This is a genomic window from Altererythrobacter sp. TH136, from assembly GCF_007065885.1.
Lineage (GTDB): Bacteria > Pseudomonadota > Alphaproteobacteria > Sphingomonadales > Sphingomonadaceae > Tsuneonella.
Genome location: NZ_CP041409.1, coordinates 1,926,877 through 1,952,646 on the forward strand (window position 1 = coordinate 1,926,877; position 25,770 = coordinate 1,952,646).

The following is a 25,770-nucleotide window of genomic DNA, read 5'->3' on the forward strand; positions in this document are numbered from 1 at the left end:
TCGCCTAACCGCCGCGCTATTCCGACGAACGGATGGGCGGTGGATTGCATGCAAACATGTCGTAATAAGATTAGTGTCAATGGGTCGTACCGCGTAATTATTATGTGGTTATAACTCAAATCACTACAGAATTGTTTCGCGGCACTTGAGTCGCAGGGTTGCGGCGACCGCCGCCGAAGCGGATAACAATCGCCCGGCCAACGGTATGATAACGGGTCGCTGAACCCGCTGGTCAGTTCATCCTGGAGAGGAACTGTTACCATGAGAAACCTGCTAATCGCCGCCTTGGCGGCAAGTCTTGCCGTGCCCGCGTCTGCCAGGGAGCAGACGATGACGGTCACGGCCCACACCTCGCTCAACGAATGGGTGTCCTCCGCCTCCGAAAGGCTTGGGCGCTCGCTCGACGAGATCGACCTGGGGCAAAGCGAGACGGGCATTACCTACGTCCGCTTCACCTGCAGTGCCGATGGCAAGGCGCAGAACATCGCGACGGTGGCGACGACCGACTACAAACCCAATCTGGATCGCGTCGGCCGCGAGGCGGTTCAGCGGATGTCCTCGCTTCACCCCCTGTTCGCTGGGGTCAAGGAAGGACAGGTCTTCGAGGCTGCGGTCGTCGTGGCCGACGACCAGAGGCAATTGAGGCGCTTGAATGCCGAGGTTGCCAAGCGGGCCCAGCGAGTAAATTCCAGCTGGGCCGCGCGCGGGACACCGGGCGCCGTGATCTCGCTCGCCGCGGTCAGCGGTTTATGACTGCGCAGATGAGGGGGCCGGCGCAGCCCCCTCATCTCCTTCAGGACCGTGCGGGTTGGCTCCTCGCCGGTGCGTTCCGCCGAGCCAGCGCTCGCCGCACCTGTTGCAATCGCATGACCCTCGGCTAAGCCGCGCCCGCGACCTAATTCCGGGCACGAGGGACCCCAGCCGATGAAGATCATGTCGGGCAACGCCAACCTGCCGCTTGCGCGCGCAATCGCCGGTTATCTCGAAGTGCCGCTGACCGACGCTAGCGTGCGGCGGTTCGCAGACGAGGAGATTTTCGTCGAAATCCATGAAAACGTGCGCGGCGAAGACGTCTTCGTCGTCCAGTCGACCGGGTTCCCGGCCAACGACAATCTGATGGAACTGCTGATCTGCATCGACGCGCTGCGGCGCGCTTCGGCGCGCCGGATCACCGCGGTGGTGCCGTACTTCGGTTATGCCCGGCAGGACCGCAAGCCCGGTCCGCGCACGCCGATCTCAGCCAAGCTGGTCGCCAACCTGATTACCGAGGCGGGGGCCGACCGGGTGTTGTCGGTCGACCTGCACGCCGGGCAGATCCAGGGTTTCTTCGATATCCCGACCGACAATCTCTACGCCGCGCCGGTCATGGCCGCCGACATCCAGGCACGTTATGGCGACAAGGACCTGATGGTGGTGTCTCCCGACGTGGGCGGGGTGGTGCGCGCCCGCGCGCTTGCCAAGCGGCTCGACAACGCCCCGCTGGCGATCGTCGACAAGCGGCGCGACCGGCCGGGCGAGAGCGAGGTGATGAACATCATCGGCGACGTGCGCGGACGGCACTGCATCCTGATCGACGACATCGTCGATTCGGGCGGCACGCTGTGCAACGCGGCGCAGGCGCTGCTCGACGGCGGGGCGTCGAGCGTGGCGGCCTACATCACGCACGGCGTGCTGTCGGGCGGAGCGGTGGCGCGCGTGAACGATTCCGCGCTGGAAGAACTGGTCATCACCGATTCGATCCGCGGAACCGATGCGGTCGCGGATTCCAACCGTATCCGCATCCTCACCATCGCGCCGCTGATCGGCGAGGCGGTGCGTCGCATCGCGGACGAGAGCAGCGTCAGCTCGCTGTTCGATTGACCGCAGATGAGCCTGACCGACGACATCGCGCTCGCGCACCGGTTGGCCGACGCCGCGGGTGAAGCCATCCGCCCCTACTGGCGGGGAAGCATCGGCCTGGAGAGCAAGGCCGATGCCTCGCCGGTAACGCTGGCCGATCGCGCGGCGGAAGAGGCGATGCGCCGGATTCTCACCGCGGAAGCGAGCCGCGACGGTATCCAGGGGGAGGAATTCGGGATCGAGCGCGAGAGCGCCGCCCGCCGGTGGGTACTCGATCCGATCGACGGCACCACCAGCTTCGTTGCCGGTCGGCCGATCTTCGGCACGCTGATCGCGCTGCTCAAAGACGGATTTCCGATCGTGGGGGTCATCGACCAGCCGATTCTGGGCGAACGCTGGGTCGGGGCGACGGGACGCGGGACCACCTTCAACGGCACTGAGGTGCGCACCCGCCCCTGCCCCGAGCTGTCCGACGCGCTGCTCGCCACCACCAGCCCGGCGCTGTTCTCCGACCATGCCGCCGATTATTTCATGGCGCTGGCGCAGAAGACCGCGCACCGGCGGATGATCTGGGGCGGGGACTGCTACAACTATGGCCTGCTCGCCAGCGGACAGATCGACCTGGTCTGCGAGGATGGGTTGAAGCTCCACGATTTTGCCGCGCTGGTGCCGGTGGTCGAGGGTGCAGGCGGGACGATGGCGGATTGGAACGGGGAACCGCTCCACGCCGGCAGCGAAGGCCACGTCATCGCGTTGGGCGATCCGGCACGGCTGGAGGACGTGGTCGAAGCGCTCGCTTGCGCCCACTAGAAGCCGCCGCGTTAGCCGAATCGTAAACGCGAGAGCGCTAAGCTGCCGCGATGGCGACCACCGCCCCTTCCTCACCTCGCGATGACGCGCGGATGGGCGCAGCGCCTTCGACCCGCGCGCTGCCATCGGCGTGGCCGTGGGTGCTTGCGGCGGTGATGATCGCGGTGTCCGTGACCGAGTTGCTGCTCGCGGACCGCAAGTTCGGACTGTTCACCGGAGGGTTCGGCACGAGCCGCTCCGTCGACAGTGTGGCCGAACGCGCGCTGTTCCTCTGTGGCTACATGTCCGTCCAGACGCTGCTGGCGATCGGCGGCTGGGCACTGGCGGTGCGCCTGGCCCATGGCAGGTCGGGCTGGGCCGCCGCCTTCATCTTCGCGCTCGTCAACGGCGCGCTGTTTCTTGGAGTTCTGGCGGCGCGATACCAGCTCGCCGCCTACTTCAGCGATGCGATGAGCTTCGCGCTCCTGAAGCAGCTGGGCGGGGGCAGCCTGATCGACGCTATCCTGTTCGGGATGAACGAGATTGCGGTCGGACTGTTGGCGTTGGCCGCGCTCGCGCTGGCGGCGTGGCTTGGGTGGAAAAGCCTGGCCAAGCTCCTGCCGGGCGACCTTCCGGTTCCGCCGGCGCCGCCGCGCTCGCTATGGCTTGGGCCAGCGCTCGCGTTCCTCGCGTTTGCGGCGGTCATTCCGCGCACCGGCAGCGACGCGGCGCACGGACTGAACCGCACCCTCGCGTGGGGCGGACTGACCCGCGCGCTCGATCTGGCGACCGACTTCGATCGGGATGGCTACGGACTGTTCGGAGTGCAGCACGACAATGCGCCGATGGACCCTGCACGCCATCCGCTGGCGCTCGATATGCCGGGCAATGGGATCAACGAGGATGGCTACGGCGGAGACCTGCGGCTTGTGCCGTTGGCAACGCCGCTTGGGCCGCAAGTCTTTACCGGGCGGCGGCCTCATGTCGTGGTCGTGGTCTTTGAGTCCACTCGCGCCGACGTGGTCGGCCAGCGAGTAGGCGGCAAACCGGTCGCGCCTCACCTGGAGGCCCTGGCCGCGGCGGGAAGCGTGACGCGGCCCGCGTATAGCCACGTCGGTTTCACTACGCAGAGCCTGAAATCGCTGTTCTCCGGCCAGTTAGCACCCCGCGACGGTGACCCCTCGCTGCTGCGCGACCTCAAGGCGAGCGGCTACCGGGTCGGGGTATTCTCGGGTCAGCCAGAGGACTTCGGCGGGATCGCGAGCACCGTGGGAACACGGGAAGCCGCGGATGTTTATGTCGAAGCCGAAACCTTGCGTGACAAGCGCGCGTTCGACTTCGCTGCGCAAGGATCGCTGCTGGTGGACGAAAGCCACCTGGTCGCGGCGTTCGACCGGACGCTGGGGGCGGAGGACTGGGAAGTCCGCCCGCATTTCGCCTACTTCAATTTCCAGTCGGCGCATTTTCCCTACGACCATGCCGGGGTGGGACACCGCCTGACCGACCGGCCGCTGTCGCGCGGCGAGATCAGCGCGGCCAATGCCGCACGCGTGCGCGAGACTTACTGGAACGCGGTCGCCCACGCCGATCACTGGCTGGGGGAGCTGATCAAGCGGCTGAAAGCCAAGGGGGTTTGGGACGATACCATCCTGGTGGTCACTGGGGACCACGGCGAGGAGTTGTTCGAAAGCGGGTTCTTGAGCCACGGACACATCATCAATTCGCAGCAGTTCCAGACGCTGCTCGTGGCAAGCCGGCCAGGCATGCTGCCGTCCGGACCGATCGGTCTGGCCGATTACCGCGCAATTCTGAGCGCGGCGATCCGCGGTGACGGCCCGCCGGGTGTGCCCGTTCCGCCGTTCATGCACATCGGCTCGCTTGACCGGCCGACCGCCATCGGCCTGGCGGGGGCCAACGGCGCGCTCACCAGCCTGCGGCTCGACACGGGAGAGGCCTGCTTCGCCGATCGGAACCGCTGCGGGCTGTATGCTTCCCTAAGCGGCGCCGACAAGGCGCGCGTCGATGCGGTGGTCGCCCGCTGGGGTTCTGAACGGTGGCGCGACCGGCACCGGAGGCCCTAACCGCGCTTGCGTGACGGACGACCGCGCCTAGCTTGGGCGTCATGACCGATTCCGCAGACGAAGATTCCCGCGAACGGCTAGCGCACGAGCGCACCGAATGGGCGGAGGACCGCACCCTGCTCGCCAACGAGCGCACGTTCGCCGGGTGGATACGCACCGGGCTTGCGTCGGTGGGCGTCGGGGTGGGCTTCCATGCCTTGTTCGACAAGCTGGAGCCGCCGTATCTCGCTCGAGTCATTGCGAGCGTTTTCGTGCTCACCGGGGTGCTGGTGTTTATCGCCGCCGCGCGCAGCGCGGGCAAGGTTTGCCAGCGACTGCAGGCGCATGCGGCCCGGCCGCTGGGCGGGCCCAGGCTCAACCTCATCGCCGGGCTGTTTAGCCTCGCCAGTCTGGCTCTGCTGGCAGGCGTCTGGTTGGTCGCGCGGTGATCGACCGCTTGCGTTTTCGCGCATGGGCGACTAGGGGCGCCCCCTTCACCGACACGTGATTCACAGCTGGCCTGGCTAACAAGGGCTGCCAGGGCTGGTTCGAGCGTGTCCCCGAAAGGAGACGAAAATGCCCAAACTGAAGACCAAGAGCGGCGTGAAAAAGCGCTTCAAGCTCACCGCCACCGGCAAGGTCAAACATGGTGTCGTCGGCAAGCGCCACCGCCTGATCAGCCACAACGCCAAGTACATCCGCCAGAACCGCGGTACCGACGTGATTTCCGACGCAGACGCGAAGGTGATCAAGAAGTGGGCGCCCTACGGGCTGGGCTGAGGAGTACTGACAAATGGCACGTATCAAACGCGGCGTAACCACTCGCCAGAAGCATAAGCGGCTCCTAGACCAGGCCAAGGGCTATCGCGGCCGGCGCAAGAACACCATCCGCGTCGCCCGCCAGGCGGTCGAGAAGGCCGGGCAGTACGCCTACCGCGACCGCAAGGTGAAGAAGCGGTCGTTCCGTGCGCTGTGGATCCAGCGGATCAACGCCGCGGTCCGCGCCGAAGGGCTGACCTATTCGCAGTTCATGCACGGCGTTAAGCTGTCGGGCATCGAACTGGACCGCAAGGTCATGGCCGACCTGGCGATGAACGAAGGCGGTGCCTTCACCGCGATCATCGCGCAGGCCAAGGCCGCCCTGCCGGCCTGATCACGGCGTGACAGAACAAACGGGGCGCTGCGGGTTCTGGCTCGCGGCGCCCCTTTTCGTATGCGCGATTGCGATAGCGCGCCTGCATCCCTAGGGGCGTCCACGCTATGACTACTGCTGAACAGGACCCCCGGCTGACCGAAGCGTTGGCCGCGATCGCCGCCGCTGGCGATGCCGATGCACTCGAAGCGCAGCGGATCGCCGCGCTGGGCAAGCAGGGTTGGGTCAGCGCCGCCCTCAAGACCTTGGGCGGCATGTCGCCGGAGGAGCGGCAGGAGCAGGGCCCCCGCATCCAGGCGACGCGTGCCGCGGTCAGCGAGGCGATCGAGGCGCGCAAGGCGGCGTTGGAAAGTGCGGCGCTGGAGGCGCGGCTGGCGGCCGAGGTGATCGACCTGACGTTGCCGCCGCCGGCCAGTCCCAAAGGCTCGGTCCATCCGGTGAGCCAGGTGATGGACGAACTGGCGGAGATCTTCGCCGACATGGGCTTCGCGGTCGCGACCGGGCCCGAGATCGAGGACGACTGGCACAATTTCACCGCGCTCAACATGCCTGAAAGCCACCCGGCGCGGGCGATGCACGACACCTTCTATTTCCCGCAGCAAGTCGGCGCACAAGAGGTTCAACCTCGCCGCATGTTGCTGCGCACGCACACTTCGCCGGTGCAGATCCGCTCGATGGTCCAGCACGGCGCCCCTTTGCGGATCATCGCGCCGGGCCGGGTGTACCGGTCCGATTCCGATGCCACTCACACGCCGATGTTCCATCAAGTCGAAGGATTGGTCATTGATCGGGGCATTCACCTGGGCCACCTCAAGTGGACGCTGGAAACGTTTCTCAAGGCGTTCTTCGAACGCGACGACATCGTGCTGCGGCTGCGGCCGAGTTACTTCCCGTTCACCGAGCCCAGCGTCGAGGTCGATGTCGGCTGGCAGGATGTCAGCGGGCGGCGCGTGCTGGGCGGCGATGGCGATGCGCCGGGACACGGGTGGATGGAGTTGCTCGGATCGGGGATGGTCAACCGGCGGGTGCTCGAATTCGCCGGGCTCGATCCCGATCAGTGGCAGGGCTTCGCCTTCGGGGTCGGCGTCGACCGGCTGGCGATGCTGAAATACGGGATGGACGATTTGCGGGCGTTCTTCGACGGCGACGGACGCTGGCTGGCGCACTACGGATTTTCGGCGTTCGACCAGCCGACGCTGTCGGGCGGAGTGGGAGCGCGCCAATGAAGTTCTCGCTCGAATGGCTGCGGCACTTCCTCAACACCGAGGCATCGGTGGCCGAGATCGCGGCGACGCTCAATCGGATCGGCCACGAGGTCGAGGGGATCGAGGATCCGGCGGACAAGCTCGCTGGTTTCCGGGTGGCCGAGGTGCTGACTGCCGCTCCGCATCCGCAAGCCGACAAGCTGCAGATCCTGACCGTTTCCACCGGAGACGGCGAGCCGCTGCAGGTGGTGTGCGGCGCGCCCAACGCGCGCGCGGGGATGAAGGGCGTGCTCGGCCTGCCGGGCGCGGTGGTGCCGGCGAACGGGATGGAACTGCGCAAGAGCGCCATTCGCGGGGTCGAATCCAACGGCATGATGTGCTCGGTGCGCGAGCTGGAGCTGGGCGAGGAGCACGACGGGATCATCGAGTTGCCCGCCGATGCCCCGGTCGGCGCGGACTTCGCGAGCTATCACGGCACGTCGCCGGTGTTCGACGTGGCGATCACCCCCAACCGCCCCGACTGCATGGGCGTTTACGGCATTGCGCGCGATCTGGCCGCGGCGGGCGTTGGCACCTTCGCCGAGACCGATCTGCCGCGGCTGGACGGACCCGCTACCGGCCGCGCGGACATCCGGATCGACGATGCCGAGGGCTGCCCGGCATTCTATGGTTGCGTGATCGAAGGCGTCGCCAATGGCGAGAGCCCGGACTGGATGCAGCGGCTGCTCAAGTCTGCCGGCCAGCGCCCGATCTCCGCCATCGTCGACATCACCAACTACGTGATGCTGACCTATGGCCGCCCATCGCACGCCTATGACCTGGCGCGGCTGAGCGGGCCGGTGGTTGCCCGCCGCGCGCGCGCCGGCGAACAGGTGCTGGCGCTTAACGAGAAGACCTACACGCTCGACGAAACGATGACGGTGATCGCCGACGACCAGGGCGTGCACGACATCGCCGGGATCATGGGCGGGGAGCATTCGGCGGTGACGCTCGGCACCATCGATGTTCTGGTTGAGATCGCCTATTTCGATCCCGCGCGGATCGGCGCGACGGGGCGCAAGCTGGGCCTGGCATCCGATGCACGCTCACGATTCGAACGCGGGGTCGATCCGGCGTTCCTGGAAGAGGCGCTGACGATCCTGGCGCATCTGATCAAGCGCCACTGCGGCGGCAGGATCACGCAGGTCATGCGGGTGGGCGCGCCGCCGAGCACGCCCAAGACGATCGCGTTCGACGCCGGCCTCACCCATCGCCTCGGCGGGATCGAGGTGGCTGAGGCCGAACAGCGCCGCATTCTCGAAAGCTTGGGTTTTGCAGTGTCAGACGACTGGCAGGTCACCGTGCCGCTGCGGCGCCATGACGTCGAAGGCGCCGCCGACCTGGTCGAGGAGGTGGTCCGCATCCACGGCCTCGACAACGTGCCGTCCACGCCGTTGCCCCGTCCTGACGGGGTCGCCCGTCCGACCGCGACGCCCGAGCAGATCCGCGAACGCAAGGTGCGCCGTGCCGCCGCCGCCGCGGGATTGAACGAGGCGATCACCTGGTCGTTCATTTCCCCGGCCGACGCGGCTGCGGTCGGCGGCGGCGTGTGGACGCTCGAAAACCCGATCAGTGAAGAACTCAAGGTGATGCGGCCGTCGCTCTTTCCGGGGCTGCTGAAGGCGGTCCGGCGCAATTTCGATCGCGGTGCCGATAGCCTGCGCCTGTTCGAGATCGGGCGCCGCTACACCGCCGATGGGGAGCTTCCCACCCTGGTCGCGGTGCTTGCCGGCCACCGCACCGCGCGCGACTGGCAGACCGGCAAGCCGCAGCCGTTCGACGCCTTCGACGCCAAGGCGCTGTGTCTCGACTTGCTTGCCGCCGCAGGAGCGCCGGTCGCCAATCTTCAGGTGATGGGCGAGGCGGGGGCGCTATGGCATCCCGGTCGCTCGGCCACGCTGCGCCTCGGGCCGAAGACGATTCTGGGGCGCTGCGGCATTGTCCACCCGTCGCTGCTGCGCGCGTTCGACGTGTCCGTGCCGGTCGCGGCGTGTTCGATCTATTTCGACGCGATCCCGCCGAAAAAGAACGCTGCCTTCACCCGCCCCGCCTATGCGCCGCCCGCGCTGCAGGCGGTGACCCGCGACTTCGCGTTCCTGGTCGATGAGGCGCTGCCGGCGGGCGACCTCGTTCGCACGGTGAAGGGGGCGGACAAGGTCAACGTCGTCGCCGCCCGGGTGTTCGATGACTTCCGCGGCGCCGGTATTCCCGAAGGCAAGAAATCGCTCGCGGTCGAGGTGGTGCTGCAGCCCGGCGACAAAACCTACACAGAAGCCGATCTCACCGGCATCGCCGACAAGATCATCGGCGCGGCGGGCAAACTGGGCGCGGAGCTGAGAGCATGAAGACCGCCTTCGTCACCGGAGCGACCGCCGGGATCGGCGCGGCCACCGTGCGCACGCTGGTCGCGAGCGGCTGGCGCTGCATCGCCACCGGGCGGCGGGCCGAGCGGCTGGATGCGCTGGTGGCGGAACTGGGCGCGGACAAGGTGCACCCGGCCGTGTTCGACGTGCGCGACACCGATGCGCTCGACGCCGCGCTCGCCGCGCTGCCCGAAGGGTTTCGCGACATCGACCTGCTGGTGAACAACGCGGGTCTCGCGCAAGGGCTGTCGAACGCGCAGCACGCTGACCTCACCAACTGGCAGACGATGATCGACACCAACGTGACCGCGATGGTGACCGTCACCCGCAAGCTGTTGCCGGGGCTGATCGCGCGCAAGGGCGCGATCATCACCATCGGCTCGGTCGCGGGTAACTACGTCTACCCGGGCGGCAACGTCTATGCCGGCAGCAAGGCGTTCGCCAACCACTTCACGCTGGCGTTGCGGGCGGACCTGCACGGCACCGGGGTGCGGGTGACGAGCATCGAGCCGGGCATGGTCGAGACCGAGTTCACCCTGGTGCGCACCGGCAGCCAGCAAGCGTCGGACACGCTCTACGCCGGGGTCAACCCGATGACCGCGCAGGATATCGCCGACACCATTCGCTGGATCGCCGAACTGCCGCCGCACCTCAACATCAACCGGCTCGAACTGATGCCGGTGAACCAGGACTTCGCCGGGTTCCGGGTGGCGCGCGCGCACGATTAGCACGCCGTTCGCCGTCCCGGCCCCTGAGGGGACCTCGTCCGGCCAGGCGCCCCGCTCGACACGATCCCGGGTTTGGCCGGGATGACGCAGGAAATTCCGATGACTTCCAACCGCCGCACTTTCGCGATCATTTCGCACCCCGACGCGGGCAAGACCACGCTCACTGAAAAGCTGCTGCTGCAGGGCGGCGCGATCCACCTCGCCGGCGAGGTGAAGGCGCGCGGGCAGGCGCGGCGGGCGCGGTCCGACTGGATGAAGATCGAGCAGCAGCGCGGCATTTCGGTGACCAGCAGCGTGATGACCTTCCAGAAGGACGGCACGGTGTTCAACCTGCTCGACACCCCGGGGCACGAGGATTTCTCCGAAGACACCTACCGCACGCTGACCGCGGTGGATTCGGCGATCATGGTGATCGATGCCGCCAAGGGGATCGAGCCGCAGACCCGCAAGCTGTTCGAGGTGTGCCGCCTGCGCAGCGTCCCGATCATCACCTTCGTCAACAAGGTGGACCGCGAGGGGCGCAGTGCCTTCGACCTGCTGGACGAGGTGGCCGACATGCTGGCGCTCGACGTCAGTCCGCAGGCCTGGCCAGTGGGCATGGGCGGGGTGTTCGAAGGCGTGCTCGACTTCGCGAGCGGCGACATCGCCCGGCCGGATGGGCCGAGCAAGGAATACCTCGGCCGCCGCGACCGGGAGCCGATGCCGCAGGCCTTCGCCGACGAGGCCGAACTGGCGCAAGGGGGGTACCCTGAATTCGACCTTGAGGCGTTTCGCAGCGGCGACCTGACCCCGGTGTTCTTCGGCAGCGCATTGAAGAACTTCGGCGTCACCGAACTCATTCAGGCGATCGACCGCTTCGCGCCGCCGCCGCGCGCGCAGCCGAGCAGCGAGGGACTGATCGAGCCGACCCGCGACGAGGTGACCGGCTTCGTGTTCAAGGTGCAGGCCAACATGGACCCGCAGCACCGCGACCGGATCGCGTTCATGCGGATGGTTTCGGGTACCTTCAAGCGCGGCATGAAGCTGACCCCGTCGGGCCTTGGCAAGCCGATCGCGGTCCACTCGCCGATCCTGTTCTTCGCGCAGGACCGCGAGATCGCCGACACCGCGGAAGCTGGCGACATCATCGGCATTCCCAACCACGGCACGCTGCGGGTGGGGGATACCCTGTCCGAAAAGAACGACGTCCGCTTCACCGGCCTGCCCAACTTCGCGCCGGAGATCCTGCGCCGGGTTGTGTTGCGCGATCCGACGAAGACCAAGCAGTTGAGGAAGGCGCTCGACGACCTTTCGGAAGAGGGCGTGATCCAGGTGTTCTATCCCGAGATCGGCGGGCAGTGGATCGTCGGCGTGGTCGGCCAGCTGCAGCTCGACGTGCTGGTTTCGCGGCTGGAGGCGGAATACAAGGTGGAAGCCGCGCTGGAAATGGCCCCGTTCGCCACCGCGCGCTGGGTCAAGGGCAGCGATGCCGCGCTGAAGACCTTCACCGACTTCAACCGCGCGAACCTCGCCAAGGACCGCGACGGCGACCCGGTGTTCATGGCCAAGAGCCCGTGGGACGTGAACTATCAGGTCGAAAAGAACCCCGAACTGACGTTCTCGGCCACGAAAGAGCGCTAGACGGGGGAACGCTAGAGCGGCAGGCGCAGCTCCGCGCTCAGCCCGCCGCCGGGGCGGTTCGCCAGCACCAGCCGCCCGCCGTGCGCTTCGGCGATCGCCCGCGCGAGCGTGAGGCCAAGGCCCGCGCCGCCGGTCTGGCGGTTGCGGCTGGCCTCGCCCCGGGTGAACGGCTCGGTCATGGCGGCGATGCGGCTTTCGGGGATGCCCGGCCCGGTGTCGCTCACCCGCAGGATCGCCAGTCCGCCTTCGCGCGACACCTCGACCGTGGCGCCGCCGGCATAGCGGACCGCGTTGGAGATGAGATTGCGCAAGGCCCGCTTGGCCCAGGTGACGTGCACCGGCGCGACGACGCGCGGCCCTTCGGCCAGCTCGACGGGATCGCCCATGTCCTCGAACTCCTCGACCACCGACGCGGCGAGCGCGGCGAGCTCGGTCCGTTCGGGCGGCTCGGTTGCGCGGCCGACCCGCGCGAGGCTGAGAATATCGTCGAGGGTGCGGGTAATGTCCTCTATCGTATCGGCCATGCGCGCGCGCTCGGTATCGTCCTCGACCGATTCGATGCGCACCCGCAACGCCGCCAGCGGGGTCTTGAGGTCATGGCCGATCGCCCCGAGCATGACGTCCTTTTCATCCAGCATGCCGACGATCCGCGCTTCCATCGCGTTGTGCGCGGCGATCAGCCGGCGGACGTCGTCGGGCCCCTGCGGTGCGGGCGGATCCGACGCGTCCTGCCGCACGGCGAACTGCTCGACCCGCCGGGTGAGCGCGGCAAGCGGGCGGGTGATGCGCCGCAGCAGCAGGCCGATCGCCAGCATCAGCACGCCGAACAGCACCGCGGTCTGGATCACCAGCGCCCTCAGCGCGCCGCGTTCGCGCGCGGGGACCAGCGCGCGCGCGGTGACCCACCGCCCGTCGCCCAGCGGCAAGCTGGCGAGCACCATGCGCGCGTCGGCGAAGGAGCTGTCGAACCCGACCGGCCGCCCCCGCCCGAGGCGCTCGAGCACGCGCGGATCGCTCATCGCCGGGCGGCTGGCGACGCGCAGGCGGGCGGCATCCAGCCCCTGCTCGGCGGCGATGTCGCGCAACGCGGCGGTGATGCGGGGTTCGGGACGATCGGCGGGAATGGCGGGCGGGGCGGCGCTCACTTGCAACCGGAAGCGCCGCATTCCGCGCGGCGGACGGTCGCCGCCATCGCGGCGCGGGCCGAGCCCGGTCAGCCCCGGCGCGCCCTGCGCAGCGATCAATTGGGCGGCGAGCGAGCTGACCACGCGCTGTTCGCGCCGCTCGTCGCCCGCGCGCAGCAGCAGCGCTGCCGATATGGCCTGCGCCACCAACAGCGCGGCGGCAACCGCGACCAGCACCTGGCCCAGCAGGCTGCGCGGCCAGAGTTTCACGGCCATGAAATCACTGGGCGGCGATCCGGCGCACGTCGGCGGCGAAGCGATAGCCGCCGCCGCGCACGGTCTGGATGAAGTGCGGATTGCGGGTGTCTTCCTCGATCTTACGGCGCAGCCGGCTGATCTGGTTGTCGACCGCGCGGTCGAACAGGTGCGCCTCGCGCCCCTGCACCAGGTCGAGCAGGCGGTCGCGATCGATCACCTGTTTCGGCCGGTCGAGGAAGGCCGTCAGCAGGCGAAACTCCGCGGTTGAGATCGGCACCGTCGCGCCGTCCGGGTCGGCCAGGCGACGCTTCAGCGGATCGAGCCGCCAGCCTTCGAATTCGTACAGCGCGTCATCTTCGGGCGCGGCGGGCGGCCGGGCGGCGCGGCGCAGGACCGAGCGGATGCGCGCGACCAGCTCGCGCGGCTCGAACGGCTTCACCACATAGTCGTCGGCGCCAATCTCCAGCCCGACGATGCGGTCGGTCGGTTCGCCCTTGGCGGTGAGCAGAATGGTGGGGACGCTCTTGCTTTCAGCGAGATGGCGGCACAGCGACAGCCCATCCTCGCCCGGCATCATGATGTCGAGCAGGACGAGGTCGGGCACCTCCTCCACCAGCGCGGCGCGCGCGGCGGCGGCGCTGGCGGCTTCGCGCACGACAAACCCCTGGCGCGCAAGATAGGCTGCCAGGGGTTCGCGCAATGTGGCCTCATCGTCGACCAGCAGGATGCGGGTGGGCACAGGTTCGGTCACGGCGTCATCTGGTGCCCGTTCGGCAGGCTGCCCGCAAGCGCGCCCGCCGTCCAGAGCCTCAGTTGCCCTGCGTGGCTGCACCAGCGCGGCGCTGCTGCCACTGCGCCTTCATCGCGGCGCGCGCGGCCTGGCGCTCTGCCTGGGTGACGGTGCCGTTCCGGTCGGCGTCGATCCGGTCGAACATCTTCAGCGCCCCCGCGGTGAACTCCGTTTGGCTGATCGCGCCGTCGTTGTTGGTGTCAGCCATCCGGGCCATGCCCATCTTGCCGCCGTGGCCGCCGCGGCGGCCCATGCGCTGGGCGCCGTCGCCGCCCTGGCGGGCAGCTTGCGCGCCCTGGCGGCGCTCGCCGTGCTTCGCGGTGAATTCCTCACGGCTGACGGTGCCGTTGTTGTCGGCATCGAGGCGGTCGAACCGCTGGGCCTGGCGCGCGGCGCGGTCGGCCTGGTCGAGCTTGCCATCGCTGTTGACGTCCATCTTCGCGAACCGCTCGGCGGCCTTAGCCTGGGCTTCGGCGCGGGTCATGTCGGCCTTGGCGATCTGCGGCGCGGCGATGGCGACGCCGGTGGTGGCGAGCAGCGCGGCGCCGATCGAAAGGGTCAGTTTACGCATACGAACTCTCCGGAAAAGAAACGGGGGAGAGCTGCGGGACCCGGCGGGGAAGGGGGAGGAAAACCCACCGGCTCCGCGCAACTCATGCCGACGGTTCTAGGCCCGCCATGTCGCACGGTTATGCCGTGTAGCCAAAGAATTGTCGCACAGTGTAACGCGCCAGCCCCGGCGTTCACCAGCGCGCAAGTCAGCGCGGGCGGTGCTCGGTCCCGATGCCGGCGGTGATGAACAGTGCTTTCGCGCGGCCGGCGATGTCAGCGGTGTGCCAGGTGCCGGGCGGGTTGATCGCGTACTCCCCCGCCTCGATCGTGACGCTGGCGGTGGTTCCGTCGGGATGCTCCTGGTGCAGGGTCATCGCGCCTTCGAGGCACAGGACCACTTCCTCGCCGGCGGGATGCATCTCCCAGCTGTCCCAGCTGCCGGTGAACTCGTGGCAGCTCACCAGCCGTCCGTCTGGCCCGTCGCCATCGTGGCGTTCGCCGTAGCCCTGATACCAGTCCATGCCCGTAATCGCCGGCTGGGGCACCGCGGTCGCGCCGCGGCCCAGATGGATCGGGCGCTCTTCCAGGCGGATCCCGCTCATTGCGGCGGGGCCATCACGAAGGCGTTGAGTTTGTTGCCATCGGGATCGCGGAAGTAACCGGCGTAGAACCCGCCGCCGCGCGTGCCGGGCGCGCCTTCGCAAGATCCGCCATGCGCGAGCGCGATGTCGTACAGCCGCTGGACCTGCGCCTCGTCCTTCGCCCCCAGCGCGACCATCACCCCGTTGCCGATGGAGGCCGCTTCCCCGTTAAACGGCTTGGTCACGCCGATTCCCGCCGCGCCGCCAGGTTCGCCCCACGCGATGAAGGTGTCGAATTCCATCATCCGCCCCACGCCCAGTTCGGCGGCGATCGCGTCGTAGAACGGCGCGGCCCGCGCGAGGTCGTTGGTGCCGAGGGTGACGTATCCGATCATGACTATGCTCCTGCTGGCGACTCGACCAGGCGGAACAATACGCGAACATCAGAGGGGCCGGCAAGCCTCTTCCAGCCACGCCAGCACCTCTCCGTCGAGCTGCGGGGCGAGCACGCTGCGCACCTGCGCATGATAGCTGTTCCACCATTCGCGCTCTTCAGGCGTGAGCAGCGATACCTCCACCAGCGCCTGGTCGATGGGTGCGAAGGTCAGCGTTTCGAACCCCAGGTAGTCGCCTTCCGCGCCCGCGATCTCGCGCGGTTCCACCAGCACCAGGTTCTCGATCCGGATGCCGTAGGCGCCTTCCTTGTAATACCCGGGCTCGTTCGACAGGATCATGCCGGCGAGCAGTTCCTGGTCGCTGCCGGCCTGCGCGCCGGTGATCTTGGCGATCCGCTGCGGCCCTTCGTGAACCGACAGGAAGCTGCCCACCCCGTGGCCGGTGCCGTGGGCATAATCGACGCCCGCGGCCCACAGGAACTGGCGCGCAAAGGCATCGAGCTGGCCGCCAACAGTGCCGGCCGGGAACACCGCGCGGGCGATCGCGATGTGGCCCTTGAGGACGCGGGTGTTGCGGTCCTTCTGCTCTGCCGAGGATTCGCCCGGGCCGATCCACACCGTGCGGGTGATGTCGGTGGTCCCGTCGAGGTACTGGCCGCCCGAATCGCACAGGTAGATGCTGGAGGGCGCGATCGGGATGTTCGATTCCTCGTCCACCCGGTAGTGCGGCAGCGCGGCGTGGGGGCCGGCGGCGCTGATGGTGTCGAACGACAGGTCGCGAAGGATGTCGCTGGCATCGCGGAATTCGCGCAGCTTGGCCGCGGCGGTGAGCTCGTCGAGCCCGCCCTTCGGCCCCTCGATGCTCAGCCAGTGGAGATAACGCGCGATCGCGGCCCCGTCGCGCGCCTGGGCATCGCGGTGACCCTGCTGCTCCACCGGATTCTTGACCGCCCGCGGCAGGATCGTGGGATCGCGCACCGCGACCGGTTTCGCGCCCGCGTTCTCCAGCGCGTGGAAGATCGCCGCCACGCCGTAGTTCGGATCGACGGCGACCGTCTTGCCGGCAAGCTCCCCCAACGCGCTCTCGAATGCCGTGCGCGGGCGGATGCTGACCGCATTGCCGAGGTGCTGGGTGAGTTCGGGGGTGACCTTGTCTTCGCCGATGAACAGTTCCGCCGTTCCGTCGGCGTGGGCGACCACGTACGACAGCGCCACGGGAGTGCGCTCGACGTCGGTGCCGCGGATGTTGAGCAGCCACGCGACCGAATCGAGCGCGCTGATCACCGCCGCGTCATGGCCTTCGCGCTTGAGCCAATCGGCCACTTCCGCGCGCTTGTCGGCGCTGTTGCGGCCCGACCGGCTATCGTCGTGGACCAGCGCCGGGGCGGTGGAGGGCTGCGGCCGGTCGGCCCACACCGCGTCGATCGGGTTGCCGTCCACCGGCACCAGGCTGGCGTGCCTCCTCTCCAGCGCCTTGGCGACACCCTCGGCCCAGCCCTTGGAGTGGAGCCAGGCGTCGTAGCCGATTTTCGCTCCTTCGGGTGCGTGTTCGCCGAGCCACTTTGCCGGGCTGGTGGCGGGGACGCTCTGGTAATCGAACAGCTTGCCGTCCACCTGCTCGCGCACCTGCACGGTGTAGCGCCCGTCGGTGAAGATCGCCGCCTCGTCAGCCAGCACCACTGCCGTGCCTGCCGAGCCGCCGAACCCGGTCAGCCAGTGGAGCCGCTGGGCATAGGCGCCGATGTATTCGCTCATGTGCTCGTCGGAAATGGGCACGACGAACCCGTCGAGCCCGCGTCGCTTCAGCTCCTCGCGGAGGGCTGCCAGGCGGGCTTCGTGCGTTTGCATGAGCATTGTTGCGGTCCTTTCACGTCCCACATAGGGGCCACCCATGACCGATTCCACCATGAACGACGCCTCCTCCGGGCCGCCGCAGACCCCGCCCGCCGCCGCCAAGCGCCCCTCCACCGCCACGCACCACGGGATCACCGTCAGCGACAACTACGCCTGGCTGCGCGACAAGAGCTACCCCACGGTCGACGACCCGGAGATCCTCGCCCACCTCGACGCCGAGAACGCCTGGTTCGAAGCCGCGATGGCAGGCCAGCAGGACCGGATCGACGCGCTGTTCACCGAGATGCGCGGGCGGATCAAGGAAGCCGACACCTCGGTGCCGCAGAAGGACGGCAACTGGCTCTACTGGATCGAGTACGAGGACGGCGCCGAGTACAAGAAATGGTGGCGCAGGCCCGTCGGCGCCAAGGATGATGGAAGCGCGAACGAGTTGCTGCTCGACGAGGTCGCGCTGGCGGAGGGCAAGGAGTATTTCCGGCTCGGCGCAATCTCGGTCTCGAACGACGGGATGAAGCTTGCCTATGCGATCGACGACAACGGGTCTGAGCGATTCACCGTCCGGGTGAAGGATCTCGGCTCGGGCGAGCTGCTGCCGGACGAGATCCCCGGCACGCTGTCGTCGCTGGTGTGGGTCGCGGGCGATACCGGCATCGTCTACAGCCTGGCCAACGAACAGTGGCGGACCGACAATGCGCGGCTCCACTGGCTCGGCCAGCCGATCGACCAGGACGTGGAGCTGTATCACGAGGACGACGAGGGCTTCCGCGTCGGTGCGGGGCTGTCGGCCAACGAACAGTGGCTGGTGCTGTCCGCGAGCGATCACGAAACCAGCGAAGTGCGGCTGATCCCCGCCGCCGACCCCCTGGCCACGCCGCTGCTGGTCAAGGCGCGGCAGAAGGGGGTAGAATACGATGTCGACGTCTATCAGCAAGTGGGGGAGCGCGACGGCACGCTCTTCATCCTGGCCAACGACACGCACGAGAATTTCCGCCTCGCCACTGCGCCGCTGTCCGCGCCCGGCGAATGGACCACGCTGATCGAGGGGTCGGACGCGTTCTATCTGACCGGATTCGACCTGTTCCGCGATTTCTACGTGGTCGAAGGGCGGCAGGCGGGGCTCGATACGATCGAGGTGCGCTATTACGACGACCCGGCGCGGGTCGAGCCGATCGCCTTTCCCGAAGAAAGCTACAGCGCGGGCCTGGGCGACAATCCCGAATGGGCGATGCAGACGCTGCGGGTCGGCTACAACTCGATGGTCAGCCCGGCGACGACGTACGACTACCACGTCGCGGAGCGGCGGCTGGAAGTGCTCAAGGTGCAGAAGATCCCCTCCGGCTACGACGCCTCGCTCTACACCACCGAGCGGCTGCACATCACCGCGCGCGACGGGACCGACATTCCGGTGTCGATCATGGTCCGCAAGGATCGCGTGTCTCCCGGCCCGCTGCACCTCTATGGCTACGGCGCCTATGGCATCGCCATTCCGCCGGGGTTCTCGACGACCCGCCTCAGCCTGGTCGATCGAGGTTTCGCCTATGCCATCGCGCACATTCGCGGCGGGGATGACCTCGGCCGCGCGTGGTACAAGGCCGGCAAGCTGGAGAGCCGCACCAACGCCTTCACCGACTTTGTCGACGTCGCGAAAGGGCTGGTCGAGCGCGGCCTGACCGAGAAGGGCCGCATCTCGATCTCCGGCGGATCGGCGGGCGGCGAGCTGATGGGTGCGGTGATCAACTCCGACCCCGAGCTGTGGGGCGCGGTGGTGGCGCACGTGCCATTCGTGGACGTGCTGGCGACGATGCTCGACGCCTCGCTGCCGCTGACACCGGGCGAATGGCCCGAATGGGGCAACCCGATCGAGGACCGCGCCGCGTTCGAACTGATCCAGAGCTACAGCCCGTACGACAACGTCCGCGCGCAAGCTTATCCGCCGCTCCTGGTCACTGCAGGACTCAACGATCCGCGGGTCACTTACTGGGAGCCAGCCAAATGGGTTGCGCGCCTGCGCGAGCTCAAGACCGACGACAACGTTCTGCTGCTGAAGACCAACATGGGCGCCGGGCATGGCGGCAAGTCGGGCCGCTTCGAGAGCTTGCGCGAGACGGCGGAGGAGTTCGCCTTCATCCTGTGGCAGTTCGGGATGTGATCGCGGCTGCAGGTGATCCGTCGGCGGGCCGGGCGCGATCATGAGCAACCGCTTCGCCAAGAGCTTCACGGCCGCGCCGCAGCACATCGACGAGCTGGGCCACGTCAACAATGCGGTGTGGCTGCAATGGGTGCAGGATATCGCCACCGCGCACTGGACCGCGGTGGCCGCGCCAACCGATGTCGAACGTTACGTGTGGGTCGTGACCCGGCACGAGATCGACTATCGCGGCAACGTCGGCCTGGGCGAGACCGTTAGCGCGGAGACCTGGATTCCCGCCCCGCCGCGCGGTGCGCAGTTCGAACGGAGCGTGGAGTTCCGCGATGCGGCGGGCAAGCGCCTGGTCGCGGTGCGCAGCACCTGGGCGATGCTCGACAAGGCCAGCGGTCGGCTCGTGCGGGTGCCCGCGGCGGTGGCGGCGCCGTTCCTGCCGTAAAACCGCGCTTGCGGCTAGCTCGGCGCGTTGCTAGAGGCGCGCGCCTACCGAGGGCCGGTGCGCCGGCCCTTGTTTCATCCGATGTGCGGTCGTGGCGGAATTGGTAGACGCGCAACGTTGAGGTCGTTGTGGGCGAAAGCCCGTGGAAGTTCGAGTCTTCTCGACCGCACCAGGATCACCCCCCATCTCCCAGTGGCGGAACCGTCAGCGCGCTCCGAGCGCTTGAGGGGGCGTGAACTGGCCATCCCAACTCATCATCGTCCGCCATGGGCAGAGCGCGGGCAATGTCGCGCGCGACGTCGCGCATGAGGCGGAGGCCGACCGCATCGCGCTGCACAACCGCGATGCCGACGTTCCCTTGAGCGACCTTGGCCGCGAGCAGGCGACCGCGCTCGGCGACTGGTTCGCCGGAATGCCTGCCGACGAGCGGCCCGAAGTGCTGCTGTCCTCCCCCTACCTGCGGGCGCTTCAGACCGGCGAGCACTTCCGCGCCGCCGGGGGCACTCACGCGCACGAGCCGATCTGCTTCGACGAGCGGCTGCGGGAGAAGGAATTCGGGGTGCTCGACGGGCTGACCACGATGGGCATCGCCAACGTCTTTCCCGACCAGGCCGAGTTCCGCGGCCTGCTGGGCAAGTTCTATCACCGGCCGCCCGGCGGCGAGAGCTGGTGCGATGTGATCCTGCGCCTGCGATCGGTGCTCGATACGATCTCGCTGCATTATCGCGGGCAGCGGGTGATGATCTTTACGCATCAGGTGGTGGTGCTGTGCCTTCGCTACATCATCGAAACGCTGGACGAGGCGGCGATCCTGGCCATTGACCGGGAGGCGAACGTCGCCAACTGCTCGATCACCGAATACCGGCTCGATCCGCACGCCGGGGCGACCGGCAAGCTGGTACTCGCCCGCTACAACGTCACCGCGCCGATGCAGCAGCAGGCGACGCCGGTAACCAGCGCGCCCGACCAGATCGCCGGCGCGCGCGGCTGATGGAGCGGCTCGACCCGGCATGGCTGCGGGCCCACCCCCTGCCGGCGATCTCGCAAGCGGGCGACAAGCACGCGCGCGGGTGCGCCCTGATCGTCGGCGGCTCGGCGTTCGTGCCGGGCGCGCTGTTGCTGACCGGAGAAGCGGCGTTGCGGGCCGGGGCCGGCAAACTGCGGCTGGCGACGGTGGATGCGGCGGCGATCCCGCTGGCGGTGCGGATGCCTGAAGCCGCGATGATCGCGCTGCCGGCCAGCCGCGACGGCGAGTTGAGCGCGGATGCCGCCGATGTGCTGGGCGAGCGGCTGGGCCAGTGCGATGCGCTCGTCCTCGGTCCCGGCATGGCCACGAGCGACGAGGCGGAGCGGCTGGTGGCGCAAGTGATCGGGCAGGCGCCTGCCGACCTGCCGATCGTCCTCGACGCAGGGGCGATGACCTCCGCGGCCCACTTGCGCAGCCAGATCGCGGCGCGCGGCGGCAGGACCGTCATGACGCCGCACGCGGGGGAGATGTGCAAGCTCGCCGACGTTCCGATCGAGGCGGTGCGGGACGATCCACGCGGAATCGCCGCGCGGGTGGCGCGGGAGTTCGGCGCGGTGGTGGCGCTGAAGGGTGAGCGGACGATCGTGATGTCCCCGGCGGGTGACTGCGTCCGGTTCGAAGGCGGCAACAACGGGCTGGCCACCAGCGGGTCGGGCGATGTGTTGGCAGGGGTGATCGGCGGGCTGGCGGCGCGCGGAGCGGATGCGTTCACCGCCGCAGCGTGGGGCGTGTATGTCCACGGCACCGCGGGCGAGAGGGCCGCCAGCGAGGTGGCGCCGATCGGCTACCTCGCGCGCGAGTTGCTGCCGCATGTGCCCGCCATCATCGCGGAGATTTCCGGCTGATCGCCCCGCGCGAGTGGCCCAAATGTCCGGCGGCTTTCCGCAAGGCTTGATCGCGGCGATGCGCGGGTGCAGGGCGCGCGCCATGCCCGCGCCTATCGACCGCCAGCCGCTCCGTCTCGCATACCGGCAGGAGGAGGAAGCCTGCGTTGCCGAGCGCCTCCGGATGGCCGCTCCCGCCAGCGCCGTCCATGCCGATGCGGCGCGCATCGCGGAGCAGCTGATCGTGGGCGCACGGGCCCGCAAGGCGAGCGGACTCGACGCCTTCCTGCAGACGTATGGCCTGGCGACCGAGGAGGGCATCGCGCTGATGTGCCTCGCCGAAGCGTTGCTGCGGGTGCCCGACGCCCGCACCGCCGACGCGTTGATCAAGGACAAGATCGGCGACATCGACTGGAGCGAGCACCTCGGCGAATCGAGTTCCACCTTCGTCAACGCCGCGACCTTTTCGCTGATGCTGACGGGCGAAGTGCTCGACCCGCCCGAGGCGCACCAGCGCGGCATGGGTGCGACCCTCAGGCGCGCGATGGGCCGCCTGGGAGAGCCGGTGATCCGCACCGCCACGCTGCAGGCGATGAAGATCCTCGGCGGACAGTTCGTGTTCGGCCGCACCATCGACGAAGCGCTGAAGCGCGCCGCCCCCGAACGCGCGCGCGGGCTTCAGCACAGTTTCGACATGCTGGGCGAAGCGGCGATGACCTTTGCCGATGCGGAGCGCTATCGCCGCAGCTACGAGGCGGCGATCGCCCGCCTGTCGCGCGAGACCGCGCAAGGGTGGGAGCAGTCGCCCGGCATCTCGGTCAAGCTGTCGGCGCTCTATCCCAAATACGATTTCCTCCATGCCGAGGCGGCGAAGGCGGCCCTGGTGCCGATGATCCGCAATCTCGCCGCCAAGGCGCGCGACGGCGGCATGCACTTCACCATCGATGCCGAGGAGGCCGAGCGGCTCGAGCTGTCGCTGGACATCATCGAGGCGCTGGTCGCCGATGACAGCCTGTTCGACACCGGCGCGAGCGGCGGGTGGAGCGGCTTCGGGCTCGCGGTGCAGGCATACCAGAAGCGCGCCGTGCATGTCTGCGACTGGGCGGCCAAGGTGGCGCGGCGGCACGGTCGCCGTCTGTTCGTCCGGCTGGTCAAGGGGGCGTACTGGGATACCGAGATCAAGCTGAGCCAGGTCGGCGGCTATGGCGATTATCCGGTGTTCACCCGCAAGCTGTCGACCGATGTGTCGTACCTTGCTTGCGCGGCAAAGCTGCTGGAGGCCGAGGACGCGATCTTTCCGGCCTTCGCCACGCACAACGCCTACACCATCGGCGCCATCAAGGCGCTCGCGGCGAAGCGCGCCACCGCCGGCGGTTTCGAATTCCAGCGCCTCCACGGGATGGGGGAGGACGTCTACGGCGAGCTCGCGCGGATCGAGGGCAACGCCCGCACCCCGGTGCGGATCTACGCGCCCGTCGGGGGGCACAAGGACCTGCTGGCCTACCTCGTCCGGCGGCTGCTGGAAAACGGCGCCAATTCAAGCTTCGTCAACCGCATGGCCGATGCCGACGTGCCGGCGGCCGAGCTGACCGGCGATCCGGTCGCCGAACTCGCGGGGGTCCAGCCCAGGCGCAACCCGGCGATCCCGCTGCCGTCGCGCATCTTCGGCACGCGGGCGAACAGCATGGGCGTCGACCTGTCGGACCCGCTGGTGCGCGAACCGCTGCTGGCCCGCTTGCAGGAGCTCGCCAGCCGTCAGTGGGAGGCCGCGCCGACGCTGCGCGCCGCCGAGGCGGGCGAGATCGCGCCGATCACCTCGCCGCACGACACCGCGCACCAGGTGGGGGTGCGGCGCGATGCGACCGCATCCGAGGTGGCCGAGGCGATCCGCCGGGCCGAGGCCATCCAGCCGGGCTGGAACGCGCTGGGCGGCGAAAAGCGCGCGCTGCTGCTGGACGCCGCGGCCGATGCGTTCGAGGCGCACATGGCGGAGTTCATCTCGCTGTGTCAGCGCGAGGCGGGCAAGACCCTGGTCGATGGCGTGCTGGAAGTGCGCGAGGCGGTCGATTTCCTGCGCTTCTATGCCGGCGAGGCACGGCGGTTGTTCTCCGCGCCGATCCCGCTGCCGGGGCCGACGGGGGAGGAGAATCGCCTGACGCTGGCGGGACGCGGGGTGTTCGCGACCATCAGCCCGTGGAATTTCCCGCTGGCGATCTTCATCGGCCCGGCCGCGGCGGCGCTCGCCGCCGGCAACACGGTCGTCGCCAAGCCCGCCGAGCAGACCCCGCTGATCGCCGCCCTGGCGGTCCGGCTGTGCCACGAGGCCGGCATCCCGCCCGAAGTCCTGCAACTGCTGCCGGGCGCGGGCGAGGTGGGACAACTGATCTCCTCGGATCCGCGGATCGCGGGAGTCGCCTTCACCGGTTCGACCCAGACCGCGCAGGCGATCAACCGCAGCCTCGCCGCGCGCGAAGGACCGATCGCGACGCTGGTGGCCGAGACCGGCGGCCAGAACGCGATGATCGTCGACAGCTCCGCCCTGCCGGAACAGGTCACCCGCGACGTGGTGGCCAGCGCCTTCCAGAGCGCCGGGCAGCGGTGCAGCGCGCTGCGCGTGCTGTACCTGCAGGACGACGTCGCCGATGCCGTGCTGGAGATGATCCGCGGTGCGTTCGAAGCGCTGGTGATCGGCGATCCGGCGCACATCGACACCGATGTCGGCCCGGTGATCGACCAGGATGCCCGCGCGGCTCTGGAACGGCACGTGGCCCGGCGCGCGACCGAGGGGCGCACCGTGTGGCGGCGCGACTTGCCGCCCGGGCTGGCGAAGGGGTGCTTCGTCGCTCCGACGATCATCGAGATCGCGTCGATCCGCGACCTGAAGCGCGAGAATTTCGGCCCCGTGCTGCACGTCGCGCGCTTCGCCGGGGGGGAGCTGGAGCGGGTGATCGCGGACATCAACGCCACCGGCTTCGGCCTGACGCTCGGGCTCCACAGCCGGATCGCGGAAACGCGCCGGACGGTGGAGCGGCTGGCGCGCGTGGGGAACCTCTACGTCAACCGCAACCAGATCGGCGCGGTGGTCGAAAGCCAGCCGTTCGGCGGCGAGGGGCTGTCAGGCACCGGGCCCAAGGCGGGCGGGCCACACTACGTCCTGCGCTTTGCCACGGAACGTGTAGTGACGATCGACACGACCGCAGCCGGCGGGAACGCCAGCCTGCTGGCAAGCTAGCGCGCGGCGATCCCGTCGCGGAGCAGGCTTTCGACCCCGGCGGTGATCTCTTCGATCGAGCGGTCCTGATCCCACACGCCGAACCGCAGGCCGAGGAACACGTTCATCCCCATGGTCGCCCAGGCGCGGACTTCGTTGTCGCCGGGGGACATGGTGCCCGCCGCCACGTTCTGATCGAACCGCGCGGCGATGCGCGCGGCAGTGCCTTCGTAATGCGCGCGGTAGCTGGCCGGATCGGCGAACTCCGCCTCGTCGATGATGCGGTAGATTTCCTTGTGCTCGCGCGCGAAGCCAAGGAACGCGGCGAGCGCCTGCCGCTCACGGTCGAGCCCTGACGCTTCGGGCGGCACCTGTGCCGATACGATAGCCGCCACGCTTTCGCTCATGTCCTTCACCAGCGCGGAGAAGATCGCCTCCTTGCTGTCGAAATAGGTGTAGAAGCTGCCCAGCGCGGTGCCCGCCCGGCGGGTGATCCCGCTGATGGACGCGGCGTGGAAACCCAGTTCGCCGAACTCCTTCGCTGCGGCGTCGAGCAGCTTGCGCAAGGTTTCGCGCCCTCGTGCCGTGCGCGGTTCCTTTCCCGGGCTAGCGGCGACCGGTGAGGTCGGATCGGGGGTGGGGCCTGTTGCCATCGCGCAACGAGTATGCCGCAACCAGACGCAGCGCAATGAAAAAAGTTGAAAGGTGGTTCAGGTTTCAATATGAGGCTTCAACACACGCGCCAATACGAGCGCGGGTCCATTCGGGAGAGC

General features: G+C 68.4%; 23 protein-coding genes and 1 tRNA gene. 17 read left to right on the forward strand and 7 right to left on the reverse strand.

The features are described from left to right. Window positions 1-330: 330 nt before the first annotated feature. The 11 genes from C0V74_RS09330 (at window position 331) to C0V74_RS09380 (ending at window position 11,796) form a co-directional block, all read left to right on the forward strand. Entirely contained in the window at window positions 331-753 is a 423-nt protein-coding gene (locus C0V74_RS09330; protein WP_143251543.1) for a hypothetical protein, read from the forward strand. A gap of 171 nt (window positions 754-924) precedes the next feature. Then, entirely contained in the window at window positions 925-1,860 is a 936-nt protein-coding gene (locus C0V74_RS09335) for a ribose-phosphate pyrophosphokinase (RefSeq protein ID WP_131621072.1), read from the forward strand. A gap of 6 nt (window positions 1,861-1,866) precedes the next feature. After that, window positions 1,867-2,649, forward strand: a complete 783-nt coding sequence (locus C0V74_RS09340) for an inositol monophosphatase family protein (RefSeq protein WP_143251544.1) — start codon at window positions 1,867-1,869, stop codon at window positions 2,647-2,649. A 50-nt stretch (window positions 2,650-2,699) separates the two neighbouring features. Beyond that, on the forward strand, window positions 2,700-4,709 hold the full coding sequence (locus tag C0V74_RS09345) for a sulfatase-like hydrolase/transferase (RefSeq protein WP_143251545.1): 2,010 nt from the start codon (window positions 2,700-2,702) through the stop codon (window positions 4,707-4,709). A gap of 41 nt (window positions 4,710-4,750) precedes the next feature. After that, complete coding sequence (locus C0V74_RS09350; protein WP_131621080.1) at window positions 4,751-5,137, forward strand: DUF202 domain-containing protein; 387 nt, start codon at window positions 4,751-4,753, stop codon at window positions 5,135-5,137. A 127-nt stretch (window positions 5,138-5,264) separates the two neighbouring features. Next, window positions 5,265-5,468 carry a 50S ribosomal protein L35 gene (rpmI, locus tag C0V74_RS09355; RefSeq protein WP_131621082.1) on the forward strand — a complete coding sequence of 68 codons (204 nt, stop codon included), beginning with the start codon at window positions 5,265-5,267 and terminating at the stop codon, window positions 5,466-5,468. 13 nt (window positions 5,469-5,481) lie between these two features. Then, window positions 5,482-5,841: a 50S ribosomal protein L20 gene (gene rplT / locus C0V74_RS09360; RefSeq protein ID WP_131621084.1), complete on the forward strand. Its 360-nt coding sequence runs from the start codon at window positions 5,482-5,484 to the stop codon at window positions 5,839-5,841. Between the two features lie 107 nt (window positions 5,842-5,948). Continuing rightward, window positions 5,949-7,067 (forward strand): phenylalanine--tRNA ligase subunit alpha, encoded by a 1,119-nt coding sequence (gene pheS / locus C0V74_RS09365; protein WP_143251546.1) that lies wholly within the window; start codon window positions 5,949-5,951, stop codon window positions 7,065-7,067. Then, the gene (gene pheT, locus C0V74_RS09370) at window positions 7,064-9,430 is read left to right on the forward strand and encodes a phenylalanine--tRNA ligase subunit beta (protein WP_143251547.1); all 2,367 of its coding nucleotides are present in this window, start codon (window positions 7,064-7,066) and stop codon (window positions 9,428-9,430) included. The genes pheS and pheT overlap by 4 nt, the downstream gene beginning before the upstream one ends. Continuing rightward, window positions 9,427-10,176 (forward strand): SDR family NAD(P)-dependent oxidoreductase, encoded by a 750-nt coding sequence (locus C0V74_RS09375; RefSeq protein ID WP_143251548.1) that lies wholly within the window; start codon window positions 9,427-9,429, stop codon window positions 10,174-10,176. The genes pheT and C0V74_RS09375 overlap by 4 nt, the downstream gene beginning before the upstream one ends. A 99-nt stretch (window positions 10,177-10,275) precedes the next feature. Further along, entirely contained in the window at window positions 10,276-11,796 is a 1,521-nt protein-coding gene (locus C0V74_RS09380) for a peptide chain release factor 3 (RefSeq protein ID WP_131621600.1), read from the forward strand. 11 nt (window positions 11,797-11,807) lie between these two features. Here C0V74_RS09380 and C0V74_RS09385 read toward each other — a convergent pair whose 3' ends face one another. The 6 genes from C0V74_RS09385 to C0V74_RS09410 all read right to left on the reverse strand — a co-directional run bounded on the left by C0V74_RS09385 (window position 11,808) and on the right by C0V74_RS09410 (window position 17,350). Beyond that, entirely contained in the window at window positions 11,808-13,196 is a 1,389-nt protein-coding gene (locus tag C0V74_RS09385) for a HAMP domain-containing sensor histidine kinase (protein WP_143251549.1), read from the reverse strand. A 4-nt stretch (window positions 13,197-13,200) separates the two neighbouring features. Further along, on the reverse strand, window positions 13,201-13,929 hold the full coding sequence (locus tag C0V74_RS09390; protein WP_143251550.1) for a response regulator: 729 nt from the start codon (window positions 13,927-13,929) through the stop codon (window positions 13,201-13,203). A 58-nt stretch (window positions 13,930-13,987) separates the two neighbouring features. Beyond that, window positions 13,988-14,539, reverse strand: a complete 552-nt coding sequence (locus C0V74_RS09395; protein ID WP_143251551.1) for an EF-hand domain-containing protein — start codon at window positions 14,537-14,539, stop codon at window positions 13,988-13,990. Window positions 14,540-14,726: 187 nt separating this feature from the next. Next, window positions 14,727-15,122: a cupin domain-containing protein gene (locus C0V74_RS09400; protein WP_143251552.1), complete on the reverse strand. Its 396-nt coding sequence runs from the start codon at window positions 15,120-15,122 to the stop codon at window positions 14,727-14,729. Next, window positions 15,119-15,496, reverse strand: coding sequence for a VOC family protein (locus tag C0V74_RS09405; RefSeq protein WP_131621098.1), 378 nt, complete (start codon window positions 15,494-15,496; stop codon window positions 15,119-15,121). The genes C0V74_RS09400 and C0V74_RS09405 overlap by 4 nt, the downstream gene beginning before the upstream one ends. A 48-nt stretch (window positions 15,497-15,544) precedes the next feature. Continuing rightward, a complete protein-coding gene (locus C0V74_RS09410; RefSeq protein WP_143251553.1) occupies window positions 15,545-17,350 on the reverse strand; it encodes an aminopeptidase P family protein in 1,806 nt (601 codons plus the stop codon). A 37-nt stretch (window positions 17,351-17,387) separates the two neighbouring features. On the opposite strand from C0V74_RS09410, the gene C0V74_RS09415 reads away from it, so the two are divergent. The 6 genes from C0V74_RS09415 (at window position 17,388) to putA (ending at window position 25,018) form a co-directional block, all read left to right on the forward strand. After that, the gene (locus C0V74_RS09415) at window positions 17,388-19,499 is read left to right on the forward strand and encodes a S9 family peptidase (RefSeq protein ID WP_143251554.1); all 2,112 of its coding nucleotides are present in this window, start codon (window positions 17,388-17,390) and stop codon (window positions 19,497-19,499) included. A gap of 40 nt (window positions 19,500-19,539) precedes the next feature. After that, window positions 19,540-19,935, forward strand: coding sequence for an acyl-CoA thioesterase (locus C0V74_RS09420; protein WP_143251555.1), 396 nt, complete (start codon window positions 19,540-19,542; stop codon window positions 19,933-19,935). Between the two features lie 85 nt (window positions 19,936-20,020). Next, window positions 20,021-20,107: transfer RNA gene (locus tag C0V74_RS09425), tRNA-Leu, on the forward strand. 60 nt (window positions 20,108-20,167) lie between these two features. Next, window positions 20,168-20,926, forward strand: coding sequence for a histidine phosphatase family protein (locus tag C0V74_RS09430; protein WP_143251556.1), 759 nt, complete (start codon window positions 20,168-20,170; stop codon window positions 20,924-20,926). Continuing rightward, window positions 20,926-21,807 (forward strand): NAD(P)H-hydrate dehydratase, encoded by an 882-nt coding sequence (locus C0V74_RS09435; protein WP_143251557.1) that lies wholly within the window; start codon window positions 20,926-20,928, stop codon window positions 21,805-21,807. The genes C0V74_RS09430 and C0V74_RS09435 overlap by 1 nt, the downstream gene beginning before the upstream one ends. A gap of 82 nt (window positions 21,808-21,889) precedes the next feature. Beyond that, on the forward strand, window positions 21,890-25,018 hold the full coding sequence (putA, locus tag C0V74_RS09440; protein WP_246844827.1) for a bifunctional proline dehydrogenase/L-glutamate gamma-semialdehyde dehydrogenase PutA: 3,129 nt from the start codon (window positions 21,890-21,892) through the stop codon (window positions 25,016-25,018). Here putA and C0V74_RS09445 read toward each other — a convergent pair. Next, window positions 25,015-25,650, reverse strand: coding sequence for a TetR/AcrR family transcriptional regulator (locus C0V74_RS09445; RefSeq protein WP_143251558.1), 636 nt, complete (start codon window positions 25,648-25,650; stop codon window positions 25,015-25,017). The genes putA and C0V74_RS09445 overlap by 4 nt on opposite strands. Window positions 25,651-25,770 lie beyond the last annotated feature (120 nt).